We start from the raw sequence: 25,130 nt of genomic DNA, 5'->3' as shown, positions 1-25,130 counted from the left end.
GCCATCTGCGCGGTTGCGGAGAAGCGTAGGATGCGTGGAGCGAAGCGCAACGCATCGGCCGATGCGTTACGGCCCTACGGGCCTCCACGCATCCTACGCTCCCCAGGAGCTTGGCGACTGTGGGGGCTGGCCCCTTCGGTGAGCGGGTTTCGCGATGGCCCGGCTGGTCGCGTGGTGCCCTGGATCGTTTCCGAAAGTGGCCATGGGAGGAATCCCGGGCTTGCGCTCCGGATTGACCCCCGCGCGCATTGCGCGCGCCATCTGCGCGGTAGCGGAGAAACGTAGGATGCGTGGAGCAAAGCGCAACGCATCAGCCGATGCGTTACGGCCCTACGGGCCTCCACGCATCCTACACACCTGAATCGAGCCCCCGCGCGCGCAGCGCGCCACCTTCGAAGCCGGGCCGTCCTCGTGCGGGCTTCGCCCCAATCCTGCTAGCGCCACCGGATCCTCCGACCGAGTCTTCGCGAAGCCCGCTCACCGAAGGGGCCAGCCCCCACGGTCACCAATCTCCTGAGACAACCGAGCGTTGGATTTTGAATTTGAAAAGCGCTTTTGCTTACTTTTGTCGCGAATGACAAAAGTGAGTCGCCGCAAGACCCCGCGAAGCGGGCCCGGGCGAAACAGATTTTGACTTGTCGAGGCCACCAAAGCGCCCGGTGCCGCCAACCCCACCCAACGCCCTCAAAGAAAAAGACCCGGCGGTGCCGGGCCTCTCTCAGACAACGTGGACGATGACGCGCGTCACTCGCCGACGCGGGTCAGCTCCGTGCTGTACTCGCCGCCGCCCATCTGCGCCGGCAGCTTGCCTTCGGCGCGCAGCACCATGCGCGGGGGCTCGACCGAGACCCACATCGTCAGGTCGCCGCCCTCGCCGTCCAGCGCTTCCAGGCTCACCTGCCAGGCGTCGAACGTTCCGGCCGGAACTTCAATCGACTCGCGGCCTTCCACGTCGATGCTGAAGTAGCGCACGCGTTGCTGCATGCCGACTTCGGCGATGCGAACGGGCGTGCTGTAGCCTTCATCCAGCGGCAGGCCGAGGATCACGGCTTCCAGCGCGGCGTCGCCGCCGTAGACCGGGGCGTCGAGCTCAATGTCGACCGGAATCTCCTGCCCGGCCTGGATCGTGCCGGTGACCGCGCGCGAGTTGTATTCGACGTCGATGGTCGCCGGACCCTGGGCCAGCTTGCGACTGATCGGCCGCAGCGTGTCGCCATCGAGCACGAATTGATCGCTGGCCGCACCCATGTTGGAGGACATGTCGGAGGTGACGACCATGGTCTCGCCGTCGTCGCCCGCTTCCAGCGCGATACGGCGCTCGACCTGCATTTCCATCTCGTTGCCCTGCATTTTCATCTCGGTGACGTAGCCGAAACGGCCGGTTGCGATCTTGCCGGCGTCGCTGTTGGGCAGCGGCAGGGTTTTGGCCGCGGCGAGTTCGTCGGCCAGCTCCTCGACTTCGACCGTATCGACGTCGACGGTGATTTCCTCGAGCCGCTCGGCCACCTCGTCTTCCATGTCTTCCTGGTGGCGGCCGCCGAGGTGTGTCGCCAGGAATGCCTCGGTGTGGGCGAACATGGCGAGGCGGTTGTCGCGGCCGCGGAAGCCGTGGCCCTCGTCAGGGGCGACGATGTACTCCACCGGCAGGCCGGCTTCGCGCATGGCCACAACGATCTGGTCGGACTCGGCCTGCTTGACGCGCGGGTCGTTGGCGCCCTGGATGACCAGCAGCGGGGCGGCGATCTTGCCGACGTGGTTGAGCGGAGACTGACGCTCGAGCTGTTCGCGGCCTTCCTCGTTGCTCGGGTCGCCCATGCGCAGGGTAAACATCTTGCGGATCGGACCCCAGTAGGGCGGAATCGAGTTGAGCAGCGTGATCAGGTTGGACGGGCCGACGATGTCGACGCCGCAGGCGTAGAGGTCCGGCGTGAAGGTCATGCCGGCCAGCGTGGCGTAGCCGCCGTAGGAGCCGCCCATGATGCAGACCCGCTCGGAATCGACCAGGCCCTGCTCGACCAGGTGTTCGACGCCGTCGGTGATGTCGTCCTGCATGGCGTCGCCCCACTCGTTGTTGCCGGCGTTGAGGAAGGCCTTGCCGTAGCCCGTCGAACCGCGGAAGTTGGGTTGCAGCACGGCGTAGCCGCGATTGGCCAGGAACTGGGCCAGCGCGTCGTAGCCCCAGCTGTCGCGGGCCCAGGGGCCACCGTGGATCAGCGTGACCAGGGCCAGCTTCTCGCCCTCGACGCCCTTCGGGGTGGTCAGGTAGGCGGGAATTTCGAGCCCGTCGCGAGCCTCGTAACGGATCGGCTGCATCTCGGCCATGTGCTCGACCGGAAGGTCCGGGCGGGAGCGATAGACCTCGCTGACTTCCATCTCGTCCCAGTTGAACAGGTAGATGGTGCCGGGGTCGACATCGCGCGAGAGGCTGACGAGCACCAGGGCATCGTCGGATGTCTGCGGCCGGAAGCCGAGCTCGCCTTCGGGCAGCTGCTCGCGCAGGAAATCCAGGGCCCGCTCGGCCTTGTCGGTCTTGGGGTAGATGCGTTGCTGGTCGCCGGTGTAGACGGTGGCCAGCAGTTCGTCGGTGGCGTTGGAGTAGACGGCGCCGCCGAAGTCGACCTCGCCCTCGGGGTCGCGCTCGACGAACTCCAGCTCGCCGGAGTCGACGTCCATCAGGTACAGGCCGATCAGGTCGTTGTCCTCGCCCTTGTTGGACTGGAACCAGACGCGCTCGTTGTCGGCGTGAAAGCGGCTGGGGTTGCAGGACTCCTGCCAGGAGCAGGTGTAGAGCGATTCACCCACTTCGCCGTCGCTCACGCGCAGGGTTTCGGTACCGCCGTCTTCGGTCTGCCGAACGGCCAGGCGCACCTCGCCCTCGAGGTCCACGGTCCAGCTGGCGATGTTGCGCTCGTTCTCGATCAGCAGCTCGCGCTCGCCGGATTCGATGTTCACGCGGTAGACATCGTGCAGCGCGGGATCGCGGTCGTTGAGGCCGACGATGATCTCATCCGGGGTCGATTCGGGCACGCTGTAGATCTGCGCGCGAACGCCGTCGATGTCGGTCAGGTTGCGCGCCTCGGGCACGGACTCGCCATCGCCCGGCTCGGCGTCGGCATCGACCGCCCAGACGTGATAGTTCTCGTCGCCGCCCTTGTCCTGGACGTAGAGCACGTACTCGCTGTCCTGGCTCCAGAAGTAGCCGGGCACGGGCCGGTCGTCGTCGGTCAGGGGGCGGGCGGCGTCGAAGGGCTCGTCGATGCCCTTGATCCAGATGTTGCGCACATCGTCAAAGGGGCGCATGAAGGTCATGTGCTCGCCGTCGGGCGAAATCTGCGCGCCGGAAATCTCGGGATCACCGAAGAACAGCTGGCGATCGAGCAACGGAGGCAGCTGGTCGGTGTACGACAGTGGCGCGGCCTTGTCGGCGGCCACCGCCGCCATGCTGCAAACGGCAGCAGCTGCGCCGGCAAGCAGTAGGGAGGTTCTCGATTTCATATCGTGTGCTCCTGAAATTTGGATTGCGGCGCCATTGAAGCGGCAAACCGGATCGGGCGAAACGTCAGTGGTGCGCCATGTCGCATCGCCGGCGTGCGGCGGAATCGCGACAGGACGCGTACTGGCCCAGCCTCGTCCGGCAGCCTAAACCACGCGCGGCGGCCAGCCAATAGCCCATTGGTCACGGCAGCCGAAGCGATCGAGCGTCGATCGCCCGGTCGCGCTCAGTCGCGCGGCTCGAAGCGCTGCATGTACGGGTTGGACTCGTTGCGCTCGATGTGGATGAATTCGTAGCCGGTCGCCTGGTGGCAGGCGTTGCATGCCTGGATGAGTTCGCCGAGCTTCCGGTCCAGTTTCGCGGGGTCTTCCGCGGCGTCTTCGTCGACGGCTTCTTCGAAGGCCTCGAAAGCGGGCACCAGCATCGCCTCGGTCAACTGGCCGACGGGAATGTCGTGGTATTCCTCGATCGACTCGGCCGCCTCGATCGTTTCCTCGAGCTCGTGGGCGTAGAAATCGATCAGCTCGCGGTTGCCGGCGGCCACCGACAGGCTGAGCTTGTGCAGAAACAGCTGCATGCTGCCCATGGTGCCGATCATGTCGGGTTCGTCTTCGGCTTGGGCGGGCCCGGTGGCCAGGGCCAGCCCGAATGCCAGGCAAAAGGCAAGCGAGGTCTTCACGGGTGAATCTCCAGTCATTGCGTTCAAACGACAATCATTCTTGACAACGTGCATTATAGGCCGTGATCAGCCACACTGCCAGCAAGGCCGCGATTGCGCTAATCTGTGGCTTGCGAATCATCCAGAGGGAATCCCATGTCGCGTCTGCTGTTCGTGCTCGCGTGCCTGTCCGTCACGCCCGTCCTCGCCTTCCAGGACGAGCCGGTGCCGTTCGATTTCGACGAAGCCATCGAAAGCCAGGCCGATGCGGTCGTCGAGACCCCGCCGACGGAGCCGTTCGAATGGCTGCGCCAGACCGGCTACGACAGCGTGGTCTGTCCCTTCCGCGGCCGGGTCGACTACGAGCCCGGCGAGATCGAGTGCGGGCTGATCCAGGTCCCCGAAAATCGCGAGGTCGAGGGCAGCCGGACCATCGAGCTGCACTTCGTGCGCATCGCCGCGCGCGGCGAGGATGAGGACGGCAACGAGGTCGAGGTTCGCGAAGACCCCGTGATCTACCTGACCGGCGGTCCCGGCGTCGAGGTCGAGGTCTACGCCGAGCGGCTCAAGGATCACGCGCTGGCCGACGGTCGCGATCTCTACATTCTCGAACAGCGCGGCATCGGCTACTCGGGCGATTTCTGCCCCTTCTTCGCCGACCGCAACCGGGCCGACTTCCAGGCCGACAACTTCGTCGACAGCCAGCGCGCGATGTTCGAGCAGGCCCGGGCCTGCATCGAGGGCGCGAAGGCGCGCGGCGTCGATGTGACCGGCTACCACACTTTCGAAAACGCCCGCGACATCAAGGCGCTGCGCATGGCGCTGGGGCTCGGGGACTGGAACGTGTGGGGTATCTCCTACGGTTCGGTGCTCGGCCAGGCCTACATGAAGGTCGACCCCGAAGGCATCCGCGCGGCGGTCATCGACGCGATCGTGCCGCTCGACCTCGAAGACCTGATGCGCATCCCGCACTGGCACGAGCAGAATCTCGAGCGGCTCTTCGCCGCCTGTAGCGAGCAGCTGGACTGCGCGGAGACCTTCGAGGGCCTCGAGCGGCGCTACCGGGCCGCGATCGCCAACATGAACGAAGACCCGGTCCGCGTCGAGGTGCCCGAAGGTGAGCGCTATCCGGACGGCGAGACCTGGTTCTTCGCCGATGTCATCGCCGGCCTGCCCTTCAGCCTGCTCTACGAGCAATCGAACCATCCGGCCATCCCGGCGATCATCGAAGGTCTGACGCGGGCGGTCGAGGACGAAGACCGGACCTTCTTCCGGGCGCTGGCGCTGGCCGAATTCGGCGATGGACCGGGCGTGAGCATGGGCATGTCGGTGGCGGTACGCTGCCTCGACGGCTACGTCGATCGCTGGGCGGAATCCGCCCCGGACGACTTCCGCGATTACCCGACCATCGCCCGCGCCTTCGGGGCCCTGGAAGTGATCCGGGACGCTCCCGCCCTGTGCCGGGACGTCGGACTGGCGCCGCGCGATCCCGGCCAGTTCGAGCTGGTCGAGACCGACCTGCCGGTGCTGGTCGCCAACGGCGCCTGGGATCCGATCACGCCGGTGCCGCTGGCCGAGGCGATCATGCCGGGCTTCAGCAACGGCCGGCTGGTGGTCTTTCCGCACGCCGGGCACGGCCCGACGCGTTCGCTCGACTGCGCCGGCGATTTCCTCAACGGCTTTTTCGACGACCCCTCGGCCGAACTCGACATGGAATGCGTCAACGACGGCGAACAGGCGGCCGAGTACATCGCGCCGTATTTCGCCACCCGCGCGGTCGTCGAGGGCATCGTCCTCAACGAAGCACACGAAAATCGCTTCCGGGTTCACATGGCCTGGGGCGGCGTTTCCGCTCTTGTGAGCCTGCTCGGCTTGGCCGTGCTCTTTCTGGCCTGGCTGGCGCGGCGCATCAACGGGCAGCGCCTGGAAGCCGCGGGTAGCACCCGCCTGGTGGTCTGGCTGGCCACGGTCTCGGCGGCGCTCTACGCCGGCGGGCTGGGCATGGCCTCGAAAGCCTCGGTCGAGATCAGCGAAGCCATGCTGCTCTTCGGCCTGGTGTCCTGGGCGGGGCTGGTGGCCTGGCTCGGCCCGCTGACCCTGTTGCTGGGCCTCGCCGGCCTGGTCCAGGCCTGGCGCTACCGCGGCAACATCGTGCCGGCCAGCCGCATCGGCCTGATGCTGGTGGCGCTGGCGACGATCAGCCTTTCGATCTTCGGCCTGGCATGGGACCTGTGGCCGCTGTGATCCCGGCGCGCCTGGAGCTTCAGGCGCCCGAGGGATCGGCCACCGGCTCGGGGTCCTCGGCCTCCATGCGCAGGTAGGCGTCCAGTTCGCCGCGGATCTCGGGGATGATGGCCTCGGCGTGGGTGATGCGCATGTAGAAGATCGAGAAATAGATGACCTTCACCGAGTTGGTCAGCCGGTCGAGGACCACGCCGCCGAGCTTGCCCAGCCAGATGGCGATCAGCAGCGGCAGCCAGGAGAAATGCATCTCCTCGGGCAGGAAGCCGGCCTCGACGTTGTTGAGCAGCTCGCGCGCATCGCCCGCGTAGAAGGCCGGCACCGCGTCGCCGACCCACAGGCCCAGCGCCAACGCGCCGACGAACAGCAAGAAGTAGACCGGCGCCATGATGCTGCCCACCGCCCGCGCGGCGATGTCGATGCCGAACACGCCGGCCAGGGTTTCGGGCACGTTGTCCTTGAGCGTGCCCATGCGCGAGACCGACTCCCGGATGCCGTAGCCGTCGACCGCGGCCGAGGGCAGCAGGTAGTTGTTGAGCAGGTCCCAGACCTCCTCGAGGCCCTTCATGAACAGCCGCACCAGCGCCCCGGCCTTGCCGGAAGACCTCGACATCGACATCAGCCAGGCCACCAGCATGTCGATCAGCGCGATCTTGCGCGCCGTCCAGGCCAGCTCCTTGATGCGTGAACCGGCTTCCGACGCCGAACGCTTCTCGCCCTTGAGCGCTTCGCTCACCAGCCAGGCCTGGCGCAGCTCCTGGCGCGTGTCGAAGAAATAGCGGTAGACGAACAGCAGGATCGAGACGATCAGCAGCAGCGTGCCGGTACCGCCGGCGCCGACGATGAAGGCCGTGATCGCGCCGAAGAACAGGCAGGTCAGCACCAGCCCGTAGATCGTCATCCGGATCCAGGGGCGGATGATGCCCGGATCGCGGCCGACGATGGTGAAGGTGTGCTTGAGCAGGTAGGCAAGCTGCTTGAGCCGCTCGCCGAAGCCGGGTTTGCGCAGGGTCTGTTGCATGTCGAATGGGGAGCTGGTGAAAAACTCTCCACCTTACGCAATCGGGCCGCGGACTCTGCCAGGCAATCTTCAGGCCCGGGCCTCGAAGGAAGCGCCAGACTGTTCGGGAAGCCCGTTCGGCGCAGCTACAGCTGCTTCTTGAGCCGAATCAGGCGCTCGAGCGTGTCGCCGGCAGGTTCGTCGGCGGGCACGAGCGTCATCGAGCGGGCAATGTATCGGCGCGCGTCTTCGCGTTCGCCCAACTCGAGCAGCACTTCGGCCAGGCTGGCCAGCAGGGTCGGGTCCTCGCCCTCGGTCAGCCGCACCGCGCGTTCGAGGGCGCGGCGCGCCAGGCCCAGTTCCCCCAGGTCGCGATGGAAACGCCCCAGCTCCCACAGGAAGTAGGGGTCGTCCGGTGCCAGGTCTTCGAGGCGACGGCCGTAGTCGATCATCGCCGAGCGTTCGCCGGTCGTGCGCTTGAGGCTGACCAGGTTGACCAGCGCGTTGACCGACCGCTCGTCGTGATCCAGTGCCGTGAGGAAGGCGCGCTCTGCCCGCTCGACTTCCCCGCCGCGCCGGGAGACGACGCCGCGGGTGATCCAGGCCGGCGCGAAGGTCTCGTCCAGGGCGAGCGCCTGGTCGACCCAGGCTTCGGCGGAGGCGAGATCGCCGGCCACCATCAGTTCGGCCGCGCGGTTGTTATAGAAGTGTGCCAGGGCCCGCTCGTCGCTGATGCGTCGGCCGCGGAACGGGTGCGCCAGCCGCTGTGCTTCCATCAGGTCGGGTTCGAAGTCGACGATGGCATTGCGATGCGGCGTGTCCACGCCCACGTTGACGTGACCGATGCTCAGCACCGCCGAGCCCTCCCGACGCCACTGGGCGCGCACGTTGACTTCGCGCGGGTAGGCCCTCAGGCCGGCCTGGCGCGCCAGGGCGATGAACGTCAGGGTGAACGCCAGGCAGTTGCCTTCGCCGGCCGCGTAGGTTCCGGCCACCGCGCGCGTCGGTTCCGTGCTGTAGCTGAAATTCAGGCCGCGTGCGCTGTGCAGGAACTCCACCAGGCGGTCGAGCCGCTCGGCCTTGTTCGGCGTCCCGGAGATCACCGCCTCGTGGGTTCGCGTCGCCAGATCCTCCGGAACGGCCAGCACGGTCTCCGGCGACGGCGGCGGCACCGAGACCGCCGAGAGATTGGCGGCAAGCAAGAAGGCGCCCAGCCAGTTCATGGCGAAATACCCCGCTCGGTCAGCAGGTAGACGGCGAAGCTGGCCAGCCAGTGCCCACCGGCATAGTGCGCGTCGCTTACGCCGGAAAGGCCCGCATCGGCGTGTTCCGACGCCGCGGCCAGCAGCGGTTCGCGCCGTGAGTCGCCCGGCGGCAGGCCGGCGGCGATGCCCTCGAGCATCCAGGCGCGCGCGAGGTTGAGCCCGTCGATATGCGACAGCTTGCCGTCGGAGCGGTCGGTCACCACGGCCACCGGCAGCCATTGCGCTTCACCGATCGTCGGCAGGAAGCCGTCCAGCCAGGCGGCGAACTCGTCCGGCGCAAGAATCCGGCGCATCAGGTCCGCTTCGGCCAGGCAGGGCGAGAGGAAGTCGTGGCCGGAGGGCTCGTAGGCCAGCGGACAGTTCCGGTCGTCGGTGTAGAAATCCCGGGCCGCGTCGGTGATCACCGAAGCCAGCGAGTCGTTGCCGACCTGCCGGGCGTAGTCCAGCGCCAGGCCGAAAGCAAAGGCCGTCTGGTCGTGCTCGCCGATACGGATGGGATAGTGCAACTTGGGAATCCAGTCCATCAGGCGGCGAACGGCGATCGCTTCGACCGGCTCCAGCCACTCGCGCCAGCGCTCGGCCTGCTCGTCGTCCCACTGATCCAGCTCGGTTGCCAGCTGCAGCAGCCATGCCAGGCCGTAGGGCCGCTCGAAGCCGTCCCGCTCGGGCGGCGCCATGTAGGCCGCCTCGGCCAGCAGGTTCGCCTCGGTCAGGTTGGCGGCAAGCTTGTCACGCGCCTGCTCGGCAAACTCCGCCTCGGGAAAGCGTCGAGTCAAGCGCACCAGCAGCCAGTGGCCGTGCACGGCCGAATGCCAGTCGAAGCAGCCGTAGAAGGCCGGAGTCAGATCACGCGGGGGCCCGACGTCGTCGTCGCCTCGCATCACGTGATGCACCAGGTTGGGATATTCCCGGTCAACGCAATCGAGCGCCAGCGCCGCAAAGCGCCCGGCCGTTTCGGCGTCCAGGGCGTCGCCGGTGCCGTTACTCGCGCCGGCGGGCGTCATCAGGGCTGCGAGCAAAAGCGCCGGCAGGAAGGCAGCGATTCGCATGGGCACTCCAGGGCGTTGATCATGGAATCAGCTTAACGCAACGGTGTCATGGGGGTGTCTCGTACGGGCGGGTGCGGGAATCAGGCTTCAGGGGTCAGGGAGGGCATCCTTTTGCCTTGGATTGGTGGCACCGGATGGTTTGGCGGCACCGGGGGCGGTGCGGGCCTCGACACGTCAAAATCTGTTTCGCCCGGGCCCGCTTCGCGGGGTCTTGCGGCGACTCACTTTTGTCATTCGCGACAAAAGTAAGCAAAAGCGCTCTCTAACTTCAAAGTCCAACGCTCTGTTGTCTCAGGAGCTTGGCTACTGTGGGGGCTGGCCCCTTCGGTGAGCGGGCTTCGCGATAGCCCGGCTGGTCGCGTGGTGCCCTGGATCGTTTCCGAAAGTGGCCATGGGCGGGATCCCGGGCTTGCGCTCCGGATTGACCCCCGCGCGCTGAGCGCGCGCCATCTGCGCTGTTGCGGAGAAGCGTAGGATGCGTGGAGCGAAGCGCAACGCATCGGCCGATGCGTTATGGCCCTACGGGCCTCCACGCATCCTACGCGCCTGGATCAAGCCCCCGGCGCGCGCAGCGCGCCACCTTCGAAGCCGAGCCGTCCTCGTGCGGGCTTCGTCCCATTCCCGCTAGCGCCACCGGATCCTCCGACCGAGCCTTCGCGAAGCCCGCCTACCGAAGGGGCCAGCCACCTCCCGGCTCGAGTCCTGAATCCCCGGATCGTGGGACTTTGAAGTTGAAAAGCGATTTTTGGTGCCTTTTTTCGCTTTGGAAAAAAGGTACTCGCCATCAGCCTGCGAAGCAGGCGGGCGAAACGCCTTTGACGTGTCGAGGCCACCAAGGCGACCGGTGGCACCAACCCACCCAACGCCCAAAGGAACCAGGGCTAGTGCGTCCCCAACCCTGCCCCCAAAAAGAAAAACCCCGCCATAGGCGGGGCTTTTCGGCAAAGCAACTTGTCGGAAACCCTTACAGGGTAACGACGTTCGCAGCCTGCGGGCCCTTCGGGCCGCTGGTGACGTCAAAGCTGACCTTGGCGCCTTCGGCGAGGGACTTGAAGCCCGAGCCGGTCAGGGCGCTGAAATGCACGAATACATCGGCGCCGCCGTCGTCTTGCGAAATGAAACCGAATCCCTTCGCGTCATTGAACCACTTCACTGTTCCGGTTGTGCTGGACATGATGTCTTTCTACCTTTTTCAAAATGATGATGTACGGGACGCGGCCACACGGCCGGACCCGGTGATGCTGTAGAGTTCAGATGGTGGAAAATGAGGGGTAAACGGAAGGAATACTTTCAGATTCGACCACTGCTGTGTTCCGCAGCGTCTTGCACTATACGCGCAATCTTCAACAATAGCCACAACTATCACGAGAATTTCGCGCGGCTCTTGCATCTGCCCCTTCGGGCACCCACCATTGGAAATGGCCGGATGGATGGACGTCCGGTCATTAACCTGCCCTGATCGACAGCACCGTCCCTTCCATCCAACCCGTTCCGGCGACAGGCCGGCGGTGGGCATGCGCTGTTCTACTCACCACCGGCCCGGAGGCCGCCCACGATATGAAAACCCTATTCGTTCGAAATATCCATCCCGAAACGCGCGAGAAAGACCTGCGCGAACTGTTCTCCCAGCACGGCACCGTGCGCGGCATGAAGCTGCCCATGGACATCTTTACCCGCCGCTGCAAGGGCATCGCCATGATCGACATGGAAGGCCACGAGGCACGCGCCGCCCAGGCCGAGCTCGACGGCTCGATGTTCAACGGCCAGGCCCTGCAGGTGCGCGAGGAACGTCCCCGCGGCAAGCGCGGCGGCCGGCGTTAGCCGCAGCCTTCTTCATCGCATCGAGCTCGCTGGAGCCCGAACCGCCGGGGTGATACGCTGAATCGCGGTACCGACCGTGGTGGCGACCATGCCCGGCGAGCTAACGCAACTTCTGCATGCTGCCAGTGACGGAGACCAGCCGGCCCTGAACCGGCTGGTGGCCCTGCTCTACGTCGATCTCAAGCAGCTCGCCCACCGCTGCCGCCGGGGATCGGAGGCGGTCGATACCACGTCGCTGGTCCACGAATGCTACCTGCGCTTCCTCAACAGCGGCGACCTGGCCGTCAACGATCGCGCCCATTTCTTCAACCTGGCCGCCCGCGTCATGCGCCAGCTGCTGTGCGACTACGCGCGCGAGCGCCTGGCCGACAAGCGTGGCGGCGGCGCCCAGCACTTCGAGCTGCGTGAAGACGACGCCAGCGTGCGGGCCGAGGCCGAGCACTTCCTGGCGGTCGACCAGGCCCTCGAGCGCCTGGCCGAAAGGGATCCGGACCAGGCCCGGGTCGTGGAGTGCCGATTCTTCGCCGGCCTGACCGAACAGGAAACCGCCGAAGCCACCGGGCGTTCCCTGCGCTCGGTACAGCGCGAGTGGCAACGGGCCCGCGACTGGCTCAGCAGGAAGCTGACGTCATGAGCGACGACCCGCTGAAGCCCGGCGGCGCCCTGGAAGGACGGCTGTTCCGCCGCTTTCTGCGGCACTTGAGCGAGGTCCGCGAACCCGAGTCCGGCGAGCGAATCGGCGCCTGGCGCATCGTGCGCGAGATCGGCCGCGGCGGCAGCGGGGTGGTCTACCTGGCCGAACGCGACGACGGCGCCTACACCCAGCAGGTCGCCTTGAAGTGGTTGCGCGGCGACCGCCCGGTTCCCGGGGGGCACGGCGTGCTCGCGCGCGAGCGCCAGCTGCTGGCGAGCCTCGACCATCCCAACATTGCCCGCGTCATCGACGGCGGCGAAACCGAAGACGGCATGCTCTGGTTCGCCATGGACCATGTCGACGGCGCCACCGTCGATGTCGTTGCTGACAAGATGAACCTGGCCGAACGGCTCGAGCTCGTCCGGACCCTGTGCCGGGCCGTCCACCACGCCCATCGCCGCGGCCTGATCCACGGCGACATCAAGCCGACCAACGTGCTCGTGGACGGTGGCGGGCGCCCGCGCCTGGTCGACTTCGGCATTTCCCGCCTCAGCGGTAGCGGGCCGGGCAGCAGCTACGGCCTGACGCCGGACTATGCCAGTCCCGAGCAGCGATCGGGCGAAGAACTGACCACCGCTTCGGATATCTGGCAGCTCGGTCGGCTGCTTCAGGACCTGGTCGGCGACGAGCAGGCGCCGGCCGATCTTGCTGCCGTGATCGCCCGGGCCACGGCCCGCGCGCCCGAGGAGCGCTATGCCTCGGCCGAAGCGCTGGGCGCCGATATCGCCAACTGGCTGGCGCGCCGTCCGGTTGCCGCCTACGAAGGCGGCGCGGCCTACCGGCTGCAACGCCTGGTGCAGCGCAATCTCCTGGTCTCCACGGTGGCCGGACTGGCCGCGGCGATCATCGTGGTCGGCGGCGCGTGGATGACCTGGCAACTGGCGCAGGAAAGAGATCACGCGCGCGATCAGGCGCACCGGGCCGAGGCCGCCCTGGCCGAAACCGAGGCCGCCCTGGCCCGCGCCCGGGCCCTGAGCGGATTCCTGGTCGAGCTCTTCCAGGCCACCCGGCCGACTCGCCCGCGCGAGGAATTGCCCACCACCGCCGAGATTCTCGAACGCGGTGCCGAGCGGGCCATGGACGCCAGCCTGGCCGCTCCGGGAGCGCGTTTCGAGATGCTGTCGGCCATCGCTCAGGTTTACTCCGCGCGTTCGCGCTACAACGAGGCCGAGCCGCTGGTCGAGGAGGCGCTGGCGCTGACCGAGGAGCATGCTTCCTTCTCGTCCCGGGATCGTGCGCGGGCGCTCGAGGAGAAAGCGGGCCTGATGATCGCCAACGGCGATTCGCTCGAAGCGGCCGAAGCCATGCTGATCGAAGCCGAGGCCGTACTCGCCCGCGAGCCGCTCGACTGGGCGACCCTGGCGCGCATCCGCATCACGCGCAGCTGGGTCGAGCGCCACCGCGGCCGCCATGATCGGGCGCTGGTCCTGGTTCGGCCGGTATGGTGGCTGATGCCTCCCGAGGGCGTCGATCCCGGGCTTCACGCGCGGGTCCTGGATGCGCTCGCCGGTCTCCACGGCGCCAACGGTCGGCTCCGGCAGTCCGCTCGTTTCCGGGCAATGGCCACCGAAGCCTTTCGCGAGCACCAGGGCGAGACCGGCCAGGGCCATGTCGTGAGCCTGGCCAACAGCGTCGGCCTGGAACGGCAACTCGGCCATTTCGAAACCGCGGAGCGTCGTGCCCGGCGTGCGCTCGAGCTCTATGACCGCATCTATGACGAGCCGGTGGACTACCGTGCAGCGCTGCGCCGGGGCCTGGCCCAGCTGCTGTTCCTGCGCGGCCGTGTCGAGGAGGCCTTCGGGGAGCTGGAGCGCTCGAGCGCCGAGTACGCCGAGTTCCGCGGACTCGAGCCGGGCCAGTGGCCCCTGCACTACAGCGTCCGCGGGCGATTCCACGTCCGTCTGGGCGATTTCGACCAGGCGGTGGCCGATCTCGAGCGGGCCCATGAGTTGATGCGCGAGCAAGGCGATGATTTCGACCAACGGCTGCTGGCGATGGTCGAGATGCTGCGAATCTGGGCGCAGTGCCGGGCGGGCCAGGCCGGGTCCGATGCGATCGCCTCGCTCGAACGGCTCGACCAGGCTCACTTCGGTCATCCGCGCGCGGGGATGCAGCGCCGGGAGGCCCGTGCCACTTGTCTCGTGCGTGCCGGCGAGCACCAGCGGGCCTGGTCTGAACTCGAGCCCCTGCTGGTCTCGCCCATTCCGCCCGGCAAACTGGTCGATGCGGCCGATCGCCGCCTGCTCGCCGCCGGCCTCCTTGCCCGGCTTGATCGCCACGACGAAGCGATCGCCTACCTCCAAGAGGCTCACCAGGCCTTCGAGGCGCACGGGCTGGGCGATCATCCTGTGGTCGAGCGAATTGAAAGCCATTCCGAACGGCTCCGGTAGCTCGATTGCCTGGCGGTTTTGCTCGCTTCCATCCGCTTTGCATGTCGAGACTCATAAAACCAAGGATATCGACATGCTTCGTCATCACCCCCTTCAGGTTTCCGTTCTCCTGTTTGCAGCCGGCCTTCTCGCGTGCCTGTCGTGGCCTGCAACGGCGGGAGAGCAGGCGTTGACGCGCACCTCGGATGATTCGGCCATCGAGTGGGGCCCCTGCCCGGAGTTCTTTCCGGGCTCGTGCCGGATCGGCGTGCTGCACGGCGACCCGGCCGAGCCCAACACCGACATCTTCTTCAAGCTGCCGCCCGACACGGCCGTGCCGAATCACACCCACACCTCGGCCGAGCGCATGGTGCTGGTTTCCGGCCGCATGGAGGTCGACTACGAAGGCCAGGATCCGGTCGTTCTCGAGCCGGGCAGCTATGCCTGGGGGCCGCCGGAGCACCCGCACTCGGCCAGGTGCCTCGACGCGGGCGACTGCGTCTTGTTCATCGCATTCGTCGAGCCGATCGACGCCATGCCCGCCGGTGAGCGGTGAGTGCCGGGCCCGAATATCGCGCTCAGTGCTTCTGCGGCGCCGTCGAAGTGGTCGTGCGCGGCGAGCCGGCGGCCATGGGCTACTGTCACTGTCAGTCCTGCCGCCACTGGTCGGCCGGGCCGGTCAACGCCTTCACGCTATGGCCGCACGAATCGGTCGAGGTAGTTCGCGGCGCCGGTCAGCTGGCCGAATACAGCAAGACTCCGGCCAGCATTCGGCAGTGGTGCAGGCAATGCGGCGGCCACGTACTAACCCGTCACCCCGAGCTGGGCCTGGTGGATGTCTATGCCGCCCTGTTGCCGGACCTGGATTTCCAGCCAGGGGTGCACGTGCATTACCAGGAGGCGGTGCTGCGGATCCGTGACGGGTTGCCGAAACAGCGCGATGTGCCGGTCGAAATAGGGGGTTCGGGGGATCGCATGGCCGAGTAACGAGAACTTTTTTGGCGGGCCCCGGAACGCTTGACCGTTTCCCTAGGTGGACACTTGAACCCGGGAGTAACCGGCCATGCAAAGATTACTGATCCTGCTGTTTGGAATCGTCGCCTATCTCGTTTTCCTGCCTACGTTCCTCTACCTCATCGCCTTCGTCGGCAACCTGCAGACAACGGCGCTGGCCGATACCATTCCGGCCTTGGCCTGGCTCGTGCCGCAGTCGATCAGTTTCGGGCGCGAGGCGGGCTCGCCGGCGCTGGCCGTGATCATCAACCTGGCGCTGATCGCCCTGTTTGGCGCCCAGCACAGCATCATGGCCCGATCGGGTTTCAAGGACTGGCTCAAGCGCAGCCTGCCGGGGTCGGCCGAGCGCAGTGTCTATGTGCTGATCTCGAGCCTGGTGCTGATTTTGCTGTTCTGGCAGTGGCGCGCTGTGCCTGCGACGATCTGGTCGGTGGAGTCGGCCGCCGGGCAGGCCGTTCTATGGACGGTTTTTGCGGCCGGTTTCGGACTGGTCTTCGTCGCCACCTTCCTGATCGACCACTTCGACCTCTTCGGCCTCCAGCAGGTGTGGAGCCAGTTCCGGGGACGGGAGGCGCGGCCACCAAAGTTCGTCACGCCCCTGTTCTATCGCATCATTCGCCATCCGCTGTACTTCGGCTTTCTGCTGGCTTTCTGGTCCGCGCCGCTGATGACGGTGTCGCACCTGACCTTTGCCGCCGGAATGAGCGTCTACATCCTCATCGGCGTCCGTTTCGAGGAGCGCGACCTCGCCCGACACCTGGGTGAGAACTACCGGCGTTACCAGCAGCAGGTGCCGCAACTGATCCCGGTCCCGGGCCGCGCCTGGCGCGACCGGGCGGATTCAGGATCGGAAGCTTTCGACTAGGGACTAACCCTGCTCGGCCAGCCAGTCGTCGTCCGAGCCTTCGTGGATGTCCTCGAACAGGAAGGTCGACAGGTAGCGCTCGCCGGTATCCGGCAGCATGGCCAGGATGCTCGATCCCTCCGGCGCCTTTTCGGCCACCTTCAGCGCGGCGGCCACCGTGCCGCCGCCGGAGATGCCGGTGAAGATGCCTTCCCGGCTGGCCAGCGCCAAGGCGGTGTCGCGTGACTCCTCGTCGGTCACCGGAACGATCTCGTTGGCGATATCCACCTTGAGCACCTTGGGAATGAAATCCGGTGTCCAGCCCTGAATCTTGTGCGCCTGCCATTCCTTGCCGGCCATCAGCTGCGCCGTCTCGGGTTCGGTGGCGATGATCTTGATGTTGGGCCGGGCCAGTTTGAGCATTTCGCCGGCGCCCGTGATTGTGCCGCCCGTGCCCCATCCCGACACGAAATAGTCCAGACGCCGTCCGGCGAAGTCGCGCAGGATCTCCGGCCCCGTCGTGTTGCGGTGGTATTCGGGGTTGGCCTCGTTCTCGAACTGCCGGGCCAGGAACCAGCCGTGCTTGTCGGCCAGCTCCTTCGCCTTCTTCACCATGCCGGTGCCCTTCTCTTCCTTGGGCGTAAGAATCAGCTTCGCGCCCATCGCGCGCATCAGCTTGCGCCGCTCGATCGAGAAGGTCTCGACCATCACCGCCACGAAGGGATAACCCTTGGCCGCGCACACCATGGCCAGGGCGATGCCGGTATTGCCGGACGTCGCCTCGACCACGGTCTGACCCGGTTTCAAATCGCCGCGGCGCTCGGCATCCTCGATGATGCCGATCGCCAGCCGGTCCTTGACCGAGGAGAGCGGATTGAAGAACTCGGCCTTGACGCAGAAGTCGACGTGCTTCGGGGCCAGGCGGTTGATGCGCACCACCGGCGTGCGGCCGATGGTCTGGAGAATGTTGTCGTAAATCATGGCGTCTTCACTTTGCAAATGAGCTTTGCGGTTCGGGTTCTACGGTCAGTATCAGGCAAACGCGGCCTGCAATGGTAAATTGGACAGTTCGGACAGGACCTCGTTTCCGAACCAGCCCAGCGTTGAGGCCAGCGCCGCTACTTCGCCGATGAATAACATGGCGGGCGCCTCGATGACGTGAGCGGCGGCCAGCGCCTCGAGACCGTCCAGCCGGCCGACGGCCACGCGCTGGTTCGGCCGCGTGCCGTTTTCCACCAGGGCCACCGGCGTATCCGGTGAGCGGCCGTGGCCCAACAGCCGGCGCTGGATGTTGTCCAGCTGGCCGACCACCATGTAGAAATCCATCCAGGCCGCGGTGATGCTGCACCTGGTTCTCCGGCCTGCGCCGCAGCCAGTCAAAACCCGCGCCGACGTCCCCTTCGCGACCGCCTAGTGGGGCCGCATCAAGGTCCACCTCATCGCCGACTGGAGCGACCGCGACGTCCACGTCTATCTCCAGACCAACGATCTTCCCTACCGCCCGCTACGCGACCACGGCTACGTGAGCATTGGGGATTGGCACACCACGCGTTCGCTCAAGGAAGTAGACAACGAAGACGAGGCACGCTTCTTCGGATTGATGCGCGAATGCGGATTGCACGACGTGACTGGCTAATTTCCTCAGATCCGCATCGCGGGGCGCTCTCGCGAACTACCGCAATCCCCGACCCCTTGATCCCGCCAACCTGAACGGGCAATATCGGAGTAAGGGAACGGCGGAGGCGGCGCGCTATGTGGCAAAGTAGCAGCATGGCTTTCAAGTGAGATGGCCAAAACAAGAGCAAGATCAGATGGTTCCGTCTTCTTGCGGAACTCATCATCTGGATATGTGGTGAGGTTAGCCTCTTAGTCATTGGGCGACACTCTCGACGCCAAGTTTTGGGGAGGGCGCTTTTCATCGTGGAGAAAAATCAATCGGAAGCTGTTATCACATAAAGGCAGAAACATCATGGACAAGCAAGCAAAAGTACAAATTTCTTTGAGAGACGGCGTTCTGGAACTAGAGGGAAGCGAGGGGTTCGTGAGCCAGCAGCTCTCGGTCTTACAGCCGCTTATCGAGAACGCATTCAAACAAGCGCCGCCTCAGAATATACCGGTGTCGCCCACCGAATTTCCCGGCAGTAGCTCCAGTACGCCATCAAGTGGGGATAAAGCTCACAAGGGGTTTGAGGCCTACGAGAATCTCCTAGCAGAAGCCGACGGGAAGATACAAATACTCAAAACGCTACCCGGCGGAAATAAAGCTCAAAAGACCGTGAATGCAGCGTTGTTGCTTGCATTTGGTAATCACCTTATGGGCAACGACTCGACTGCGTTCAGCGACGTTCGAGACCTCTGCAAGGCGCATGCATGCTTGGATAGCGGAAACTTTGCAGCCACGATGAAGAGTCAGAAGGAGTGGTTCTTAATTAGTGGATCAGGCTCTGGTCAGTCGTTCAAATTGACAGTTCCAGGAAGAAAGAAGGCTGAGGAATTGGCCAACCAGCTGAATTAGTTAATGGATATTCGTGCGGAGTTAAGCTCAGCATTTCCCAATGAGCTTGTTGATGCTCTCGTCGACGCCTATTCTGAGATCGAACAAGCTTTTGCGCTAGGCAAATGGAAGGCTAGTGAGTTGGATTCGGGGCACTTCGTCGAAGCCGCTAGACGGATCCTTGAGTATGTGTTGTTTGGTAAGTACACCGCCATCGGAAAGCCTTTGCCCGGCTTCAGTGATCATGAGTTAAAAAAGTACGAGCAGGGCTCCGGTGACGAGTCGTACAGAATCTTAATTCCAAGAATACTCAAATCAATCTACAACCTCAGGAATAAACGTGGAGTGGGCCATTTGGGGAACGTCTCCCCGAATGAAATGGACGCAACGTATATTCTCTATTCGGTTAAATGGGTGCTGGCAGAGCTCTTGAGGCTGTCGTCGGGCCAAGATGCAGGAGTGGTGCAGTCACAAATTTCTGGCATTGTCGAGCGGAAAATCGGAACTCTGTGGAAATACGAAGACGTCGTTCGCATCTTGAACCCCTCATGTTCCGCGAGAGACCAAGTATTAGTTTTTCTCTTTGACGAAAGCCCCCGATCTGCTTCAGAACTTCAGGCGCTAGTTGAGTACAAAAATACGACGAATTTTCGAAAAATCCTGGCTCGCTTGCACACGTCAAGGCTAATCGAGTTACAGCCCGATGGGCGCTGCATCATTTCGCCAACCGGACAGTTGGAAGCAGAGAACATAATCTCAAGGCTCAGTAGTGCCAATCGCGCTTAACAAATCATTGCAACGGACGTCTGACCCGCCAGCCGCTTTTGCTCCCGCCAAAGCAAACGCTGCTGAAGTCAGGGGTTACTTGCCTTAGGAGTAGGGATGACGCTCTACAAATATAGAGGGCTCCAGTCCTTTAAGTTTCTTGTTGATATTCTTCTGAAAAGCCGTCTTTACGCGGCACCCTATTGTGATCTAAACGATCCAATGGAAGGTCAATACCTGCTTTCTCCTTCCGGAAGCATAGATGAAGATATGCAGAGCATGCTCAACTCTCAGACAGACATGTTTCGTATTTGCTCGTTCTCGCAAACCCCCGATAATCAGCTTATGTGGGCTCACTATGCGGAGGGTCATAGAGGTCTTGTCCTTGGAGTGGAAATCTGCGAGTCCGACTGTGTTGTTCGTGAAATTGTCTATGAAGGACCCCTAAAGATTGGGCGGCATAACTTCAATCCTAACGCGCCTCTCGAAGTACTTAGTCGAAAACTCTCTGCTTGGGAATATGAAGAGGAGGTGCGAGCATTTGTGAAAAATCGATTTTTTATAGGGGTTGAAATCAAAGAAATAATTCTCGGTTCTAGAATGAGCAATCAAGACAAGAGTCTTGTTAAAGAACTCTGTAGGCGAACTTGTCCAAATGCTTCAGTAAGTAAGGCCTCCACGTGACAAGTCGGTCAAGTACGGTCCGGTCCTGATGGGCCTCCACAAATACGCCGTCTCATCGCTCTTCCAAGCGCCTCGCTGATCAACAAAGTCATCTAGCAGCCTCGCATTTCGAGCGGTGCCACGGGCCCACAGCGCAGTGGCAAGTCCTCGCCACCAGGATCGACTTTGGTCGAATGGGGCCGTCAATCGATCTGTTGGTCGCTCAAATGCGGCGCCAGTAGCTGGATGAAGGCACGGTGCGACGGCTTGAGGGGGAGGTCGTCGTCGAAGCCGATCCAGGTGGTCAGGCGGGGGAACAAGCCGGAGGCGTCGATGGCAATCAGGTCATCGTCGGCGCCGGCTTCCACGGCCATGCTGGCAGTACCCCGACACCCAGGCCCATGCGGACGTAGGTTTTGATGACGTCGGCGTCGCGGGCGGTGAAGGCGATGCGTGGGGTCAGGTCGCGGGCGGTGAAGGCACTCATCAGGGACGATTCCGGGCGATCGCTGAACAGGCAGGTCACCAGCGGCTATTCGGCCAGTGCTTCTAGGGCGGGTCGCTTGACCAGGCCGGCCAGTTCGTGGTCGCGGGGGACCAGGATGACCCGGTCCTATTAATACAGCGGCAGCACGCGCAGGTTGCCGAAGACGTCCGGTTCGCCCGAGCGCGACTATCCAGTAGGCCAACTCAAGGTCCACCCCATCGCCGACTGGACCGAACGCGACGTCCACGCCTATCTCCAGGCCCACGATCTCCCCTACCACCCGCTACGCGAACAAGGCTACGTCAGCATCGGTGACTGGCACACTACCCGCTCGCTCAAGGAGGTGGGCAGCGAAGACGAGGCCCGCTTCTTCAGATTGATGCGGGAATGTGGGCTGCACGACCTGTCCGGCTAGTCTCTTGAAACTCGCCGCTCGGTGCCACTACGCGCGGCACTGCCCTACGGGGCGCTTGATCCGGCCCGCCTGAACAGGCAATATCGGAGCTAAAGCACGGTGAAGGCGGCGCACTATGTAGCCAAACAGCAGCATAGTCCACAGGCAGGGTGGTCAAAGGCAAGCACGAGATCAGCCGGTTCTGCCGTCGTGCGGAACTCATTTCGTGATATGTGGGAACCTTGGTTCTCTGCTGAATGACCAGCGCTTTCGCCAGATAGTTGTTCGTTATGCATTTCCAGCTTTAGGCGCAACAAATGATTGATGACTCGAAAATCATTGCGGACGCTCTAGTACAGATAAAGCGCCATCTCCCTAGGGGTGATGATTTGACTCTGATCGTACTCAAGGGGCACCTGCTCGTAGAGGAGCAAATCAACGGCCTCATCGGTGACAACGTCATAGATGAAAAGCCCTTGGAAAGAGCTCGTCTTACCTTTGCTCAGCGCATAGCGCTCGTAAGAGCATTGGTTCCGCCGAGCCGGGTTTCCTCTCTTAAGCTCGATGCGACGGAAAAGCTCAATTCGTTAAGGAATGAGCTCGCCCACAACCTGAGTTCAGAGAAGATTGAAAAGAAAGTGATCCGGTTCCTAGAAAGTATTGAAGATAGCGATGTGAAAGAATTGCCTTTCCGGAGGCATACGCCTGAACGGTTGAGGTTTGGAATTGTGACTCTCTGTGCCACGCTTACAGGGCAACGCGTAGCCGCTCTGACAGAAGCCGGAGCATCTGCTGAGCCGAATAATGCATAACAAGTCGCTCAAGTACGTTACGGGCCTACCGGCCCTCCACCGGACACAGCAAAACTGCGCCGCTTAGCTCACGCGTTATCTAAAAGGAGTTTAGTGAAGCTAAAGGTTGAGCATCTAGATGACAAAGGAAACTTCAGAGATCTAGAATTTGACTTGTCATATCTTCAGTTTACGAAGCACTTAGCCTTTGCAGGTATGGGGGTTAATCGATCTCTATACAATTTATTTAGGTTCTCAGGGTTTATGCTTGAGTTCGTCCAGTACTGGAGGTATGACGCTGATTATTTTTCAGTGCCGGACGTCATTTTTCATGACCCAACTGAACTTGGCCAGATATCCAATAGGATCGGCAAAGGGCTGGCAGATGTTTTAGCAAAAAGAATCTGCGGGGCTAAGTATACTCACAATTATGAGGATGCCATGGTTCAACATGGGCACCCCATTAAGGGTAAAAGGCCAGATCTATACTGTGACACGCGGTCAAGACAATTTTCCATTGAAGTCAAGGGCTATAAAGTTTCATCGGTATCAGCCAACAAGATGCTTGATCATAAATCGCAGTCAAGACAAGGGCCGATACCAGTCCATTTTTCAGTGGCAAGCGTTGCCTACAACTTGTATGAGTCCCCAGCTGTTAAATTTCACGATCCGGTAGGTGGGGACATTGAATACTCTGAGGATATCAATAGAAAGTTAATAGCGATTTACTATCGTTCAATTCTAGACTCTGTTGAACAGCTGGGTATGCAGCCATCAAATCAGATTGATAGCCTACCGCAAGACTTTGTCGCCTACCGCATACCCATTCTTCCTCCGCAGGGCTCGTTGTATCTATTACTACATAAATCGATAGTGGAAGGTCTATGGGATGAGCTAAATGAATTTCTCTCTAACTATGACGGCGATGATTTCCTAACATATATCGATGTGGATGGAATTGGCCTGTGTATCAGATAACAACCGCGTTAATTGGGACGCGCGCAAGCTCGCACCTATTACGCGGGCGTTCGGCCACTTTGTAAACCAATGAGTATTCCTCGCGAGCTTCAGACTAGGCCGTCCGTTCATCAGTTGTGTGCCGGTGCGTTTATCCAGACAACGCTTCGAATCGGTGAACACGTGAGCGTTGCTCCCTTGAAATCACTGAGCGTAGATTCTCAGGCGGTATTCGCAGCCCGATACGCACATGAAATTCTAGGCGCCGAGGTCCATAGCAACGGATTCGAGTCTCTGAAAAAGCAAGGAAGGGAGTCGATTCCAGTTGTCGCCATCATCCACCGGCATCGGATCAATGCCTCTGCGGAAGACTTGGAGCGTACTGCTCAACCCCACCTTGAACGAATTCGTACGCTTCTGTCTTGGCTGTCGGGCGAATTACCCGAGCCGTTTGCTATGATAACCGCTACTAAAGAGAAAACGTATTTCCGGCTCCTTCCCTACCAGAGTCGTAGGCGTCAGCGGCTCGGTTTTGGGAACGTTGGCGCTGACATAAGTGACCAGCTTTTCCGAATCCTTAAATTGGCAGAAACGGACGAACGATTCGAATTCGCGCTCTCCATGTTTCGAGATGCACTACGCGAGACAAATCCAGAATTCAAGGCAGCAAGAATGTTTTCCTGCCTTGAGGCCCTCGCGTATCGAATCAATGACGGAAAGGGCTCCCGGAGTCGCGTGCGAAAGCTTTTGGGCCTTGGTAATGGGGTCTCAGTTAGAATTGGTTCCGGCGACGACACTCTGGAATACGACCGTGTTGAAGTCGCTGGTCGAATCCGAGATAAACTATTTCATGGTGCGCCGTTCATCCCGGCCAAGCATCTAAATAGAAGTGCAGCTAAAGCCTACGAATATCTTCAAAGTCATCCCAGGCAGTTAGGTGACATGCTGCTATCGGATTGCGAAATCGAATTCGCGCGCTGGGCAAATGGCGCATCCAAAGGCCAGGAGCGCACGGAGTGAAGCGGTCGAGGCCCAACACTTCGTGGAGTGGGGTCTTTGCAACGCAGGCTTTGCCTGCTTCGCAAACGCCCCTGAACTCAGGCGTTAGATTTCACCGAAACCAAATCGCATGAATCATGAGACGAGAATCAAGCAGATCGTCGAAATAGCCTACGATCGCCTGTGTGGAAAAATCACAGGGCAGCGTATTGAAGTCACTAACGAAGCTTCCTTGCAGTTGCAGCTTGCGGCGATCTTGAAAACACTTGGCGAGCTCTACGAGGAAACGCCAGATGAGAGATTCAGTATCGAACTTGAGAAAAATGTCACGCTGAGTGGCGGAATATTTGTCAAGAGTAAGACTGAGAAAGCGAAGATCGATATATGGTTCTCTTTGGAGAATGTTAGAAGCGGGGAGAAACATTCTTGCGCGATCGAGCTCAAGTATTTCAAGAAAGAGAATCATCGTGAGCCAAACAATCGATATGATGTCTTCAAGGATCTCAATAATCTCGAGCGCTATGGCGACTTTGTAGATGCTGGTTTCCTATTGGTGGCCACCGACCACCCTCACTACATTAATCACCACGAATTTTCACCGGACACTAAGGATTTTGATTTCCGGGAGGGCCGAAGATACTACGCTGGTACGGAACTAGTCTATCGGACTCAGAATCCATACGGGCCGCCCATTTCATTGAAAGGTAGCTATGATTTCACATGGCGAACTGTCGAGACAGGTTTGAGCTTTCTGTTTGTTCCGGTAGAGCCTCGCGAATGAAATCTAACAATCGGCTGCACCGCGACCTGATTTCTGCCGCTTCGCGGCTCCAAACCGGCGCGTGAGCCGGGCGCTAGCACCCTCGCATTTCCAGTGGCGCCACAGGTCCACCACGCAGCGGCAAGTCCGGGCTATCAAGGTCGCCTGCTGCCGGGCTGGTTCGGCCATCAATTTGTCGGTCACTCAGATGCGGCGCCAGTAGCTGAATGAAGGCACGGTGCGACGGTTTGAGGGGCAGGTCGTCGTCGAAGCCGATCCAGGTGGTCAGGCGTGGGAACAGGCCGGAGGCGTCGATGGCGACCAAGTCGTCGTCGGCGCCAGGGGGCGGGCACCGGTGCGGATGTCACCGCA

At 62.3% G+C, this 25,130-nt stretch carries 27 protein-coding genes; 16 read left to right on the top strand and 11 right to left on the bottom strand.

The window, feature by feature from the left end; genetic code table 11:
* Nucleotides 1-744 precede the first annotated feature (744 nt).
* Both ACDC67_RS15315 and ACDC67_RS15310 read right to left on the bottom strand, forming a co-directional pair.
* Entirely contained in the window at nucleotides 745-3,495 is a 2,751-nt protein-coding gene (locus ACDC67_RS15315; protein ID WP_376694505.1) for a S9 family peptidase, read from the bottom strand.
* A gap of 224 nt (nucleotides 3,496-3,719) precedes the next feature.
* A complete protein-coding gene (locus ACDC67_RS15310; RefSeq protein WP_376694504.1) occupies nucleotides 3,720-4,172 on the bottom strand; it encodes a hypothetical protein in 453 nt (150 codons plus the stop codon).
* A 135-nt stretch (nucleotides 4,173-4,307) separates the two neighbouring features.
* Between ACDC67_RS15310 and ACDC67_RS15305 the strand changes: the two genes are divergently transcribed.
* The gene (locus ACDC67_RS15305) at nucleotides 4,308-6,395 is read left to right on the top strand and encodes an alpha/beta hydrolase (RefSeq protein ID WP_376694503.1); all 2,088 of its coding nucleotides are present in this window, start codon (nucleotides 4,308-4,310) and stop codon (nucleotides 6,393-6,395) included.
* A 19-nt stretch (nucleotides 6,396-6,414) separates the two neighbouring features.
* On the opposite strand, the gene ACDC67_RS15300 is transcribed toward ACDC67_RS15305, so the two are convergent.
* The 4 genes from ACDC67_RS15300 to cspE all read right to left on the bottom strand — a co-directional run bounded on the left by ACDC67_RS15300 (nucleotide 6,415) and on the right by cspE (nucleotide 10,880).
* Complete coding sequence (locus ACDC67_RS15300) at nucleotides 6,415-7,413, bottom strand: hypothetical protein (protein ID WP_376694502.1); 999 nt, start codon at nucleotides 7,411-7,413, stop codon at nucleotides 6,415-6,417.
* A 125-nt stretch (nucleotides 7,414-7,538) separates the two neighbouring features.
* On the bottom strand, nucleotides 7,539-8,615 hold the full coding sequence (locus tag ACDC67_RS15295; protein WP_376694501.1) for a hypothetical protein: 1,077 nt from the start codon (nucleotides 8,613-8,615) through the stop codon (nucleotides 7,539-7,541).
* Nucleotides 8,612-9,706, bottom strand: a complete 1,095-nt coding sequence (locus tag ACDC67_RS15290; RefSeq protein ID WP_376694500.1) for a DUF2891 domain-containing protein — start codon at nucleotides 9,704-9,706, stop codon at nucleotides 8,612-8,614. The genes ACDC67_RS15295 and ACDC67_RS15290 overlap by 4 nt, the downstream gene beginning before the upstream one ends.
* A 964-nt stretch (nucleotides 9,707-10,670) precedes the next feature.
* Nucleotides 10,671-10,880, bottom strand: a complete 210-nt coding sequence (gene cspE, locus ACDC67_RS15285) for a transcription antiterminator/RNA stability regulator CspE (protein WP_376694499.1) — start codon at nucleotides 10,878-10,880, stop codon at nucleotides 10,671-10,673.
* 383 nt (nucleotides 10,881-11,263) lie between these two features.
* Between cspE and ACDC67_RS15280 the strand changes: the two genes are divergently transcribed.
* From ACDC67_RS15280 to mddA, 6 genes are all read left to right on the top strand, one after another.
* Nucleotides 11,264-11,527, top strand: coding sequence for an RNA recognition motif domain-containing protein (locus ACDC67_RS15280; protein WP_376694498.1), 264 nt, complete (start codon nucleotides 11,264-11,266; stop codon nucleotides 11,525-11,527).
* Nucleotides 11,528-11,615: 88 nt separating this feature from the next.
* Nucleotides 11,616-12,161, top strand: a complete 546-nt coding sequence (locus ACDC67_RS15275; RefSeq protein ID WP_376694497.1) for an ECF-type sigma factor — start codon at nucleotides 11,616-11,618, stop codon at nucleotides 12,159-12,161.
* A complete protein-coding gene (locus tag ACDC67_RS15270) occupies nucleotides 12,158-14,611 on the top strand; it encodes a protein kinase domain-containing protein (RefSeq protein WP_376694496.1) in 2,454 nt (817 codons plus the stop codon). The genes ACDC67_RS15275 and ACDC67_RS15270 overlap by 4 nt, the downstream gene beginning before the upstream one ends.
* Nucleotides 14,612-14,684: 73 nt before the next feature.
* A complete protein-coding gene (locus ACDC67_RS15265; protein WP_376694495.1) occupies nucleotides 14,685-15,146 on the top strand; it encodes a cupin domain-containing protein in 462 nt (153 codons plus the stop codon).
* A complete protein-coding gene (locus ACDC67_RS15260; protein ID WP_376694494.1) occupies nucleotides 15,143-15,577 on the top strand; it encodes a GFA family protein in 435 nt (144 codons plus the stop codon). The genes ACDC67_RS15265 and ACDC67_RS15260 overlap by 4 nt, the downstream gene beginning before the upstream one ends.
* 76 nt (nucleotides 15,578-15,653) lie before the next feature.
* Nucleotides 15,654-16,469, top strand: coding sequence for a methanethiol S-methyltransferase (gene mddA / locus ACDC67_RS15255; protein WP_376694493.1), 816 nt, complete (start codon nucleotides 15,654-15,656; stop codon nucleotides 16,467-16,469).
* Nucleotides 16,470-16,472: 3 nt separating this feature from the next.
* Here mddA and cysK read toward each other — a convergent pair whose 3' ends face one another.
* On the bottom strand, nucleotides 16,473-17,429 hold the full coding sequence (cysK, locus tag ACDC67_RS15250; protein ID WP_376694492.1) for a cysteine synthase A: 957 nt from the start codon (nucleotides 17,427-17,429) through the stop codon (nucleotides 16,473-16,475).
* A gap of 51 nt (nucleotides 17,430-17,480) precedes the next feature.
* Nucleotides 17,481-17,774, bottom strand: a complete 294-nt coding sequence (locus ACDC67_RS15245; protein ID WP_376694491.1) for a hypothetical protein — start codon at nucleotides 17,772-17,774, stop codon at nucleotides 17,481-17,483.
* 97 nt (nucleotides 17,775-17,871) lie between these two features.
* Between ACDC67_RS15245 and ACDC67_RS15240 the strand changes: the two genes are divergently transcribed.
* From ACDC67_RS15240 to ACDC67_RS15225, 4 genes are all read left to right on the top strand, one after another.
* Complete coding sequence (locus tag ACDC67_RS15240; RefSeq protein WP_376694506.1) at nucleotides 17,872-18,084, top strand: phosphoadenosine phosphosulfate reductase domain-containing protein; 213 nt, start codon at nucleotides 17,872-17,874, stop codon at nucleotides 18,082-18,084.
* Nucleotides 18,085-18,417: 333 nt separating this feature from the next.
* Nucleotides 18,418-18,963 (top strand): hypothetical protein, encoded by a 546-nt coding sequence (locus tag ACDC67_RS15235; RefSeq protein ID WP_376694490.1) that lies wholly within the window; start codon nucleotides 18,418-18,420, stop codon nucleotides 18,961-18,963.
* A 3-nt stretch (nucleotides 18,964-18,966) separates the two neighbouring features.
* The gene (locus ACDC67_RS15230; RefSeq protein WP_376694489.1) at nucleotides 18,967-19,728 is read left to right on the top strand and encodes a hypothetical protein; all 762 of its coding nucleotides are present in this window, start codon (nucleotides 18,967-18,969) and stop codon (nucleotides 19,726-19,728) included.
* Nucleotides 19,729-19,824: 96 nt separating this feature from the next.
* Nucleotides 19,825-20,391: a hypothetical protein gene (locus tag ACDC67_RS15225; RefSeq protein ID WP_376694488.1), complete on the top strand. Its 567-nt coding sequence runs from the start codon at nucleotides 19,825-19,827 to the stop codon at nucleotides 20,389-20,391.
* A gap of 182 nt (nucleotides 20,392-20,573) precedes the next feature.
* On the opposite strand, the gene ACDC67_RS15220 is transcribed toward ACDC67_RS15225, so the two are convergent.
* Nucleotides 20,574-20,744 carry a hypothetical protein gene (locus ACDC67_RS15220; RefSeq protein ID WP_376694487.1) on the bottom strand — a complete coding sequence of 57 codons (171 nt, stop codon included), beginning with the start codon at nucleotides 20,742-20,744 and terminating at the stop codon, nucleotides 20,574-20,576.
* Nucleotides 20,711-20,857 (bottom strand): hypothetical protein, encoded by a 147-nt coding sequence (locus tag ACDC67_RS15215; RefSeq protein ID WP_376694486.1) that lies wholly within the window; start codon nucleotides 20,855-20,857, stop codon nucleotides 20,711-20,713. The genes ACDC67_RS15220 and ACDC67_RS15215 overlap by 34 nt, the downstream gene beginning before the upstream one ends.
* Nucleotides 20,858-21,011: 154 nt before the next feature.
* On the opposite strand from ACDC67_RS15215, the gene ACDC67_RS15210 reads away from it, so the two are divergent.
* The 5 genes from ACDC67_RS15210 to ACDC67_RS15190 all read left to right on the top strand — a co-directional run bounded on the left by ACDC67_RS15210 (nucleotide 21,012) and on the right by ACDC67_RS15190 (nucleotide 24,779).
* Nucleotides 21,012-21,272: a phosphoadenosine phosphosulfate reductase domain-containing protein gene (locus ACDC67_RS15210; protein WP_376694485.1), complete on the top strand. Its 261-nt coding sequence runs from the start codon at nucleotides 21,012-21,014 to the stop codon at nucleotides 21,270-21,272.
* A gap of 296 nt (nucleotides 21,273-21,568) precedes the next feature.
* The gene (locus tag ACDC67_RS15205) at nucleotides 21,569-22,063 is read left to right on the top strand and encodes a hypothetical protein (protein WP_376694484.1); all 495 of its coding nucleotides are present in this window, start codon (nucleotides 21,569-21,571) and stop codon (nucleotides 22,061-22,063) included.
* 93 nt (nucleotides 22,064-22,156) lie between these two features.
* Nucleotides 22,157-23,020, top strand: a complete 864-nt coding sequence (locus tag ACDC67_RS15200) for a hypothetical protein (RefSeq protein WP_376694483.1) — start codon at nucleotides 22,157-22,159, stop codon at nucleotides 23,018-23,020.
* A 177-nt stretch (nucleotides 23,021-23,197) separates the two neighbouring features.
* On the top strand, nucleotides 23,198-24,019 hold the full coding sequence (locus ACDC67_RS15195; protein ID WP_376694482.1) for a hypothetical protein: 822 nt from the start codon (nucleotides 23,198-23,200) through the stop codon (nucleotides 24,017-24,019).
* 109 nt (nucleotides 24,020-24,128) lie between these two features.
* Entirely contained in the window at nucleotides 24,129-24,779 is a 651-nt protein-coding gene (locus tag ACDC67_RS15190) for a hypothetical protein (RefSeq protein ID WP_376694481.1), read from the top strand.
* A gap of 73 nt (nucleotides 24,780-24,852) precedes the next feature.
* Here the strand turns inward: ACDC67_RS15190 and ACDC67_RS15185 are convergent, their stop codons facing one another.
* A complete protein-coding gene (locus tag ACDC67_RS15185; RefSeq protein ID WP_376694480.1) occupies nucleotides 24,853-25,083 on the bottom strand; it encodes a hypothetical protein in 231 nt (76 codons plus the stop codon).
* Nucleotides 25,084-25,130 lie beyond the last annotated feature (47 nt).

This window comes from Wenzhouxiangella indolica (genome assembly GCF_042310355.1).
In the GTDB taxonomy this organism is placed as follows: Bacteria; Pseudomonadota; Gammaproteobacteria; order Xanthomonadales; family Wenzhouxiangellaceae; genus Wenzhouxiangella.
The sequence above is the reverse complement of the archived record's forward strand: the minus strand, read 5'-3'. Positions and strand labels throughout refer to the sequence as shown.

Excerpts from the sequence above, each read along its gene's own strand:
- ACDC67_RS15245 (WP_376694491.1), bottom strand. The coding sequence starts at position 17,774 with ATGGATTTCTACATGGTGGTCGGCCAGCTGGACAACATCCAGCGCCGG.
- ACDC67_RS15225 (WP_376694488.1), top strand. The coding sequence starts at position 19,825 with ATGACGCTCTACAAATATAGAGGGCTCCAGTCCTTTAAGTTTCTTGTT.
- mddA (WP_376694493.1), top strand. The coding sequence starts at position 15,654 with ATGCAAAGATTACTGATCCTGCTGTTTGGAATCGTCGCCTATCTCGTT.
- ACDC67_RS15215 (WP_376694486.1), bottom strand. The coding sequence starts at position 20,857 with ATGAGTGCCTTCACCGCCCGCGACCTGACCCCACGCATCGCCTTCACC.
- ACDC67_RS15265 (WP_376694495.1), top strand. The coding sequence starts at position 14,685 with ATGCTTCGTCATCACCCCCTTCAGGTTTCCGTTCTCCTGTTTGCAGCC.
- ACDC67_RS15270 (WP_376694496.1), top strand. The coding sequence starts at position 12,158 with ATGAGCGACGACCCGCTGAAGCCCGGCGGCGCCCTGGAAGGACGGCTG.
- ACDC67_RS15235 (WP_376694490.1), top strand. The coding sequence starts at position 18,418 with ATGGACAAGCAAGCAAAAGTACAAATTTCTTTGAGAGACGGCGTTCTG.
- ACDC67_RS15190 (WP_376694481.1), top strand. The coding sequence starts at position 24,129 with ATGAATCATGAGACGAGAATCAAGCAGATCGTCGAAATAGCCTACGAT.
- ACDC67_RS15305 (WP_376694503.1), top strand. The coding sequence starts at position 4,308 with ATGTCGCGTCTGCTGTTCGTGCTCGCGTGCCTGTCCGTCACGCCCGTC.
- cysK (WP_376694492.1), bottom strand. The coding sequence starts at position 17,429 with ATGATTTACGACAACATTCTCCAGACCATCGGCCGCACGCCGGTGGTG.
- ACDC67_RS15295 (WP_376694501.1), bottom strand. The coding sequence starts at position 8,615 with ATGAACTGGCTGGGCGCCTTCTTGCTTGCCGCCAATCTCTCGGCGGTC.
- ACDC67_RS15230 (WP_376694489.1), top strand. The coding sequence starts at position 18,967 with ATGGATATTCGTGCGGAGTTAAGCTCAGCATTTCCCAATGAGCTTGTT.
- ACDC67_RS15280 (WP_376694498.1), top strand. The coding sequence starts at position 11,264 with ATGAAAACCCTATTCGTTCGAAATATCCATCCCGAAACGCGCGAGAAA.
- ACDC67_RS15300 (WP_376694502.1), bottom strand. The coding sequence starts at position 7,413 with ATGCAACAGACCCTGCGCAAACCCGGCTTCGGCGAGCGGCTCAAGCAG.
- ACDC67_RS15220 (WP_376694487.1), bottom strand. The coding sequence starts at position 20,744 with ATGGCCGTGGAAGCCGGCGCCGACGATGACCTGATTGCCATCGACGCC.
- ACDC67_RS15315 (WP_376694505.1), bottom strand. The coding sequence starts at position 3,495 with ATGAAATCGAGAACCTCCCTACTGCTTGCCGGCGCAGCTGCTGCCGTT.
- cspE (WP_376694499.1), bottom strand. The coding sequence starts at position 10,880 with ATGTCCAGCACAACCGGAACAGTGAAGTGGTTCAATGACGCGAAGGGA.
- ACDC67_RS15205 (WP_376694484.1), top strand. The coding sequence starts at position 21,569 with ATGATTGATGACTCGAAAATCATTGCGGACGCTCTAGTACAGATAAAG.
- ACDC67_RS15275 (WP_376694497.1), top strand. The coding sequence starts at position 11,616 with ATGCCCGGCGAGCTAACGCAACTTCTGCATGCTGCCAGTGACGGAGAC.
- ACDC67_RS15290 (WP_376694500.1), bottom strand. The coding sequence starts at position 9,706 with ATGCGAATCGCTGCCTTCCTGCCGGCGCTTTTGCTCGCAGCCCTGATG.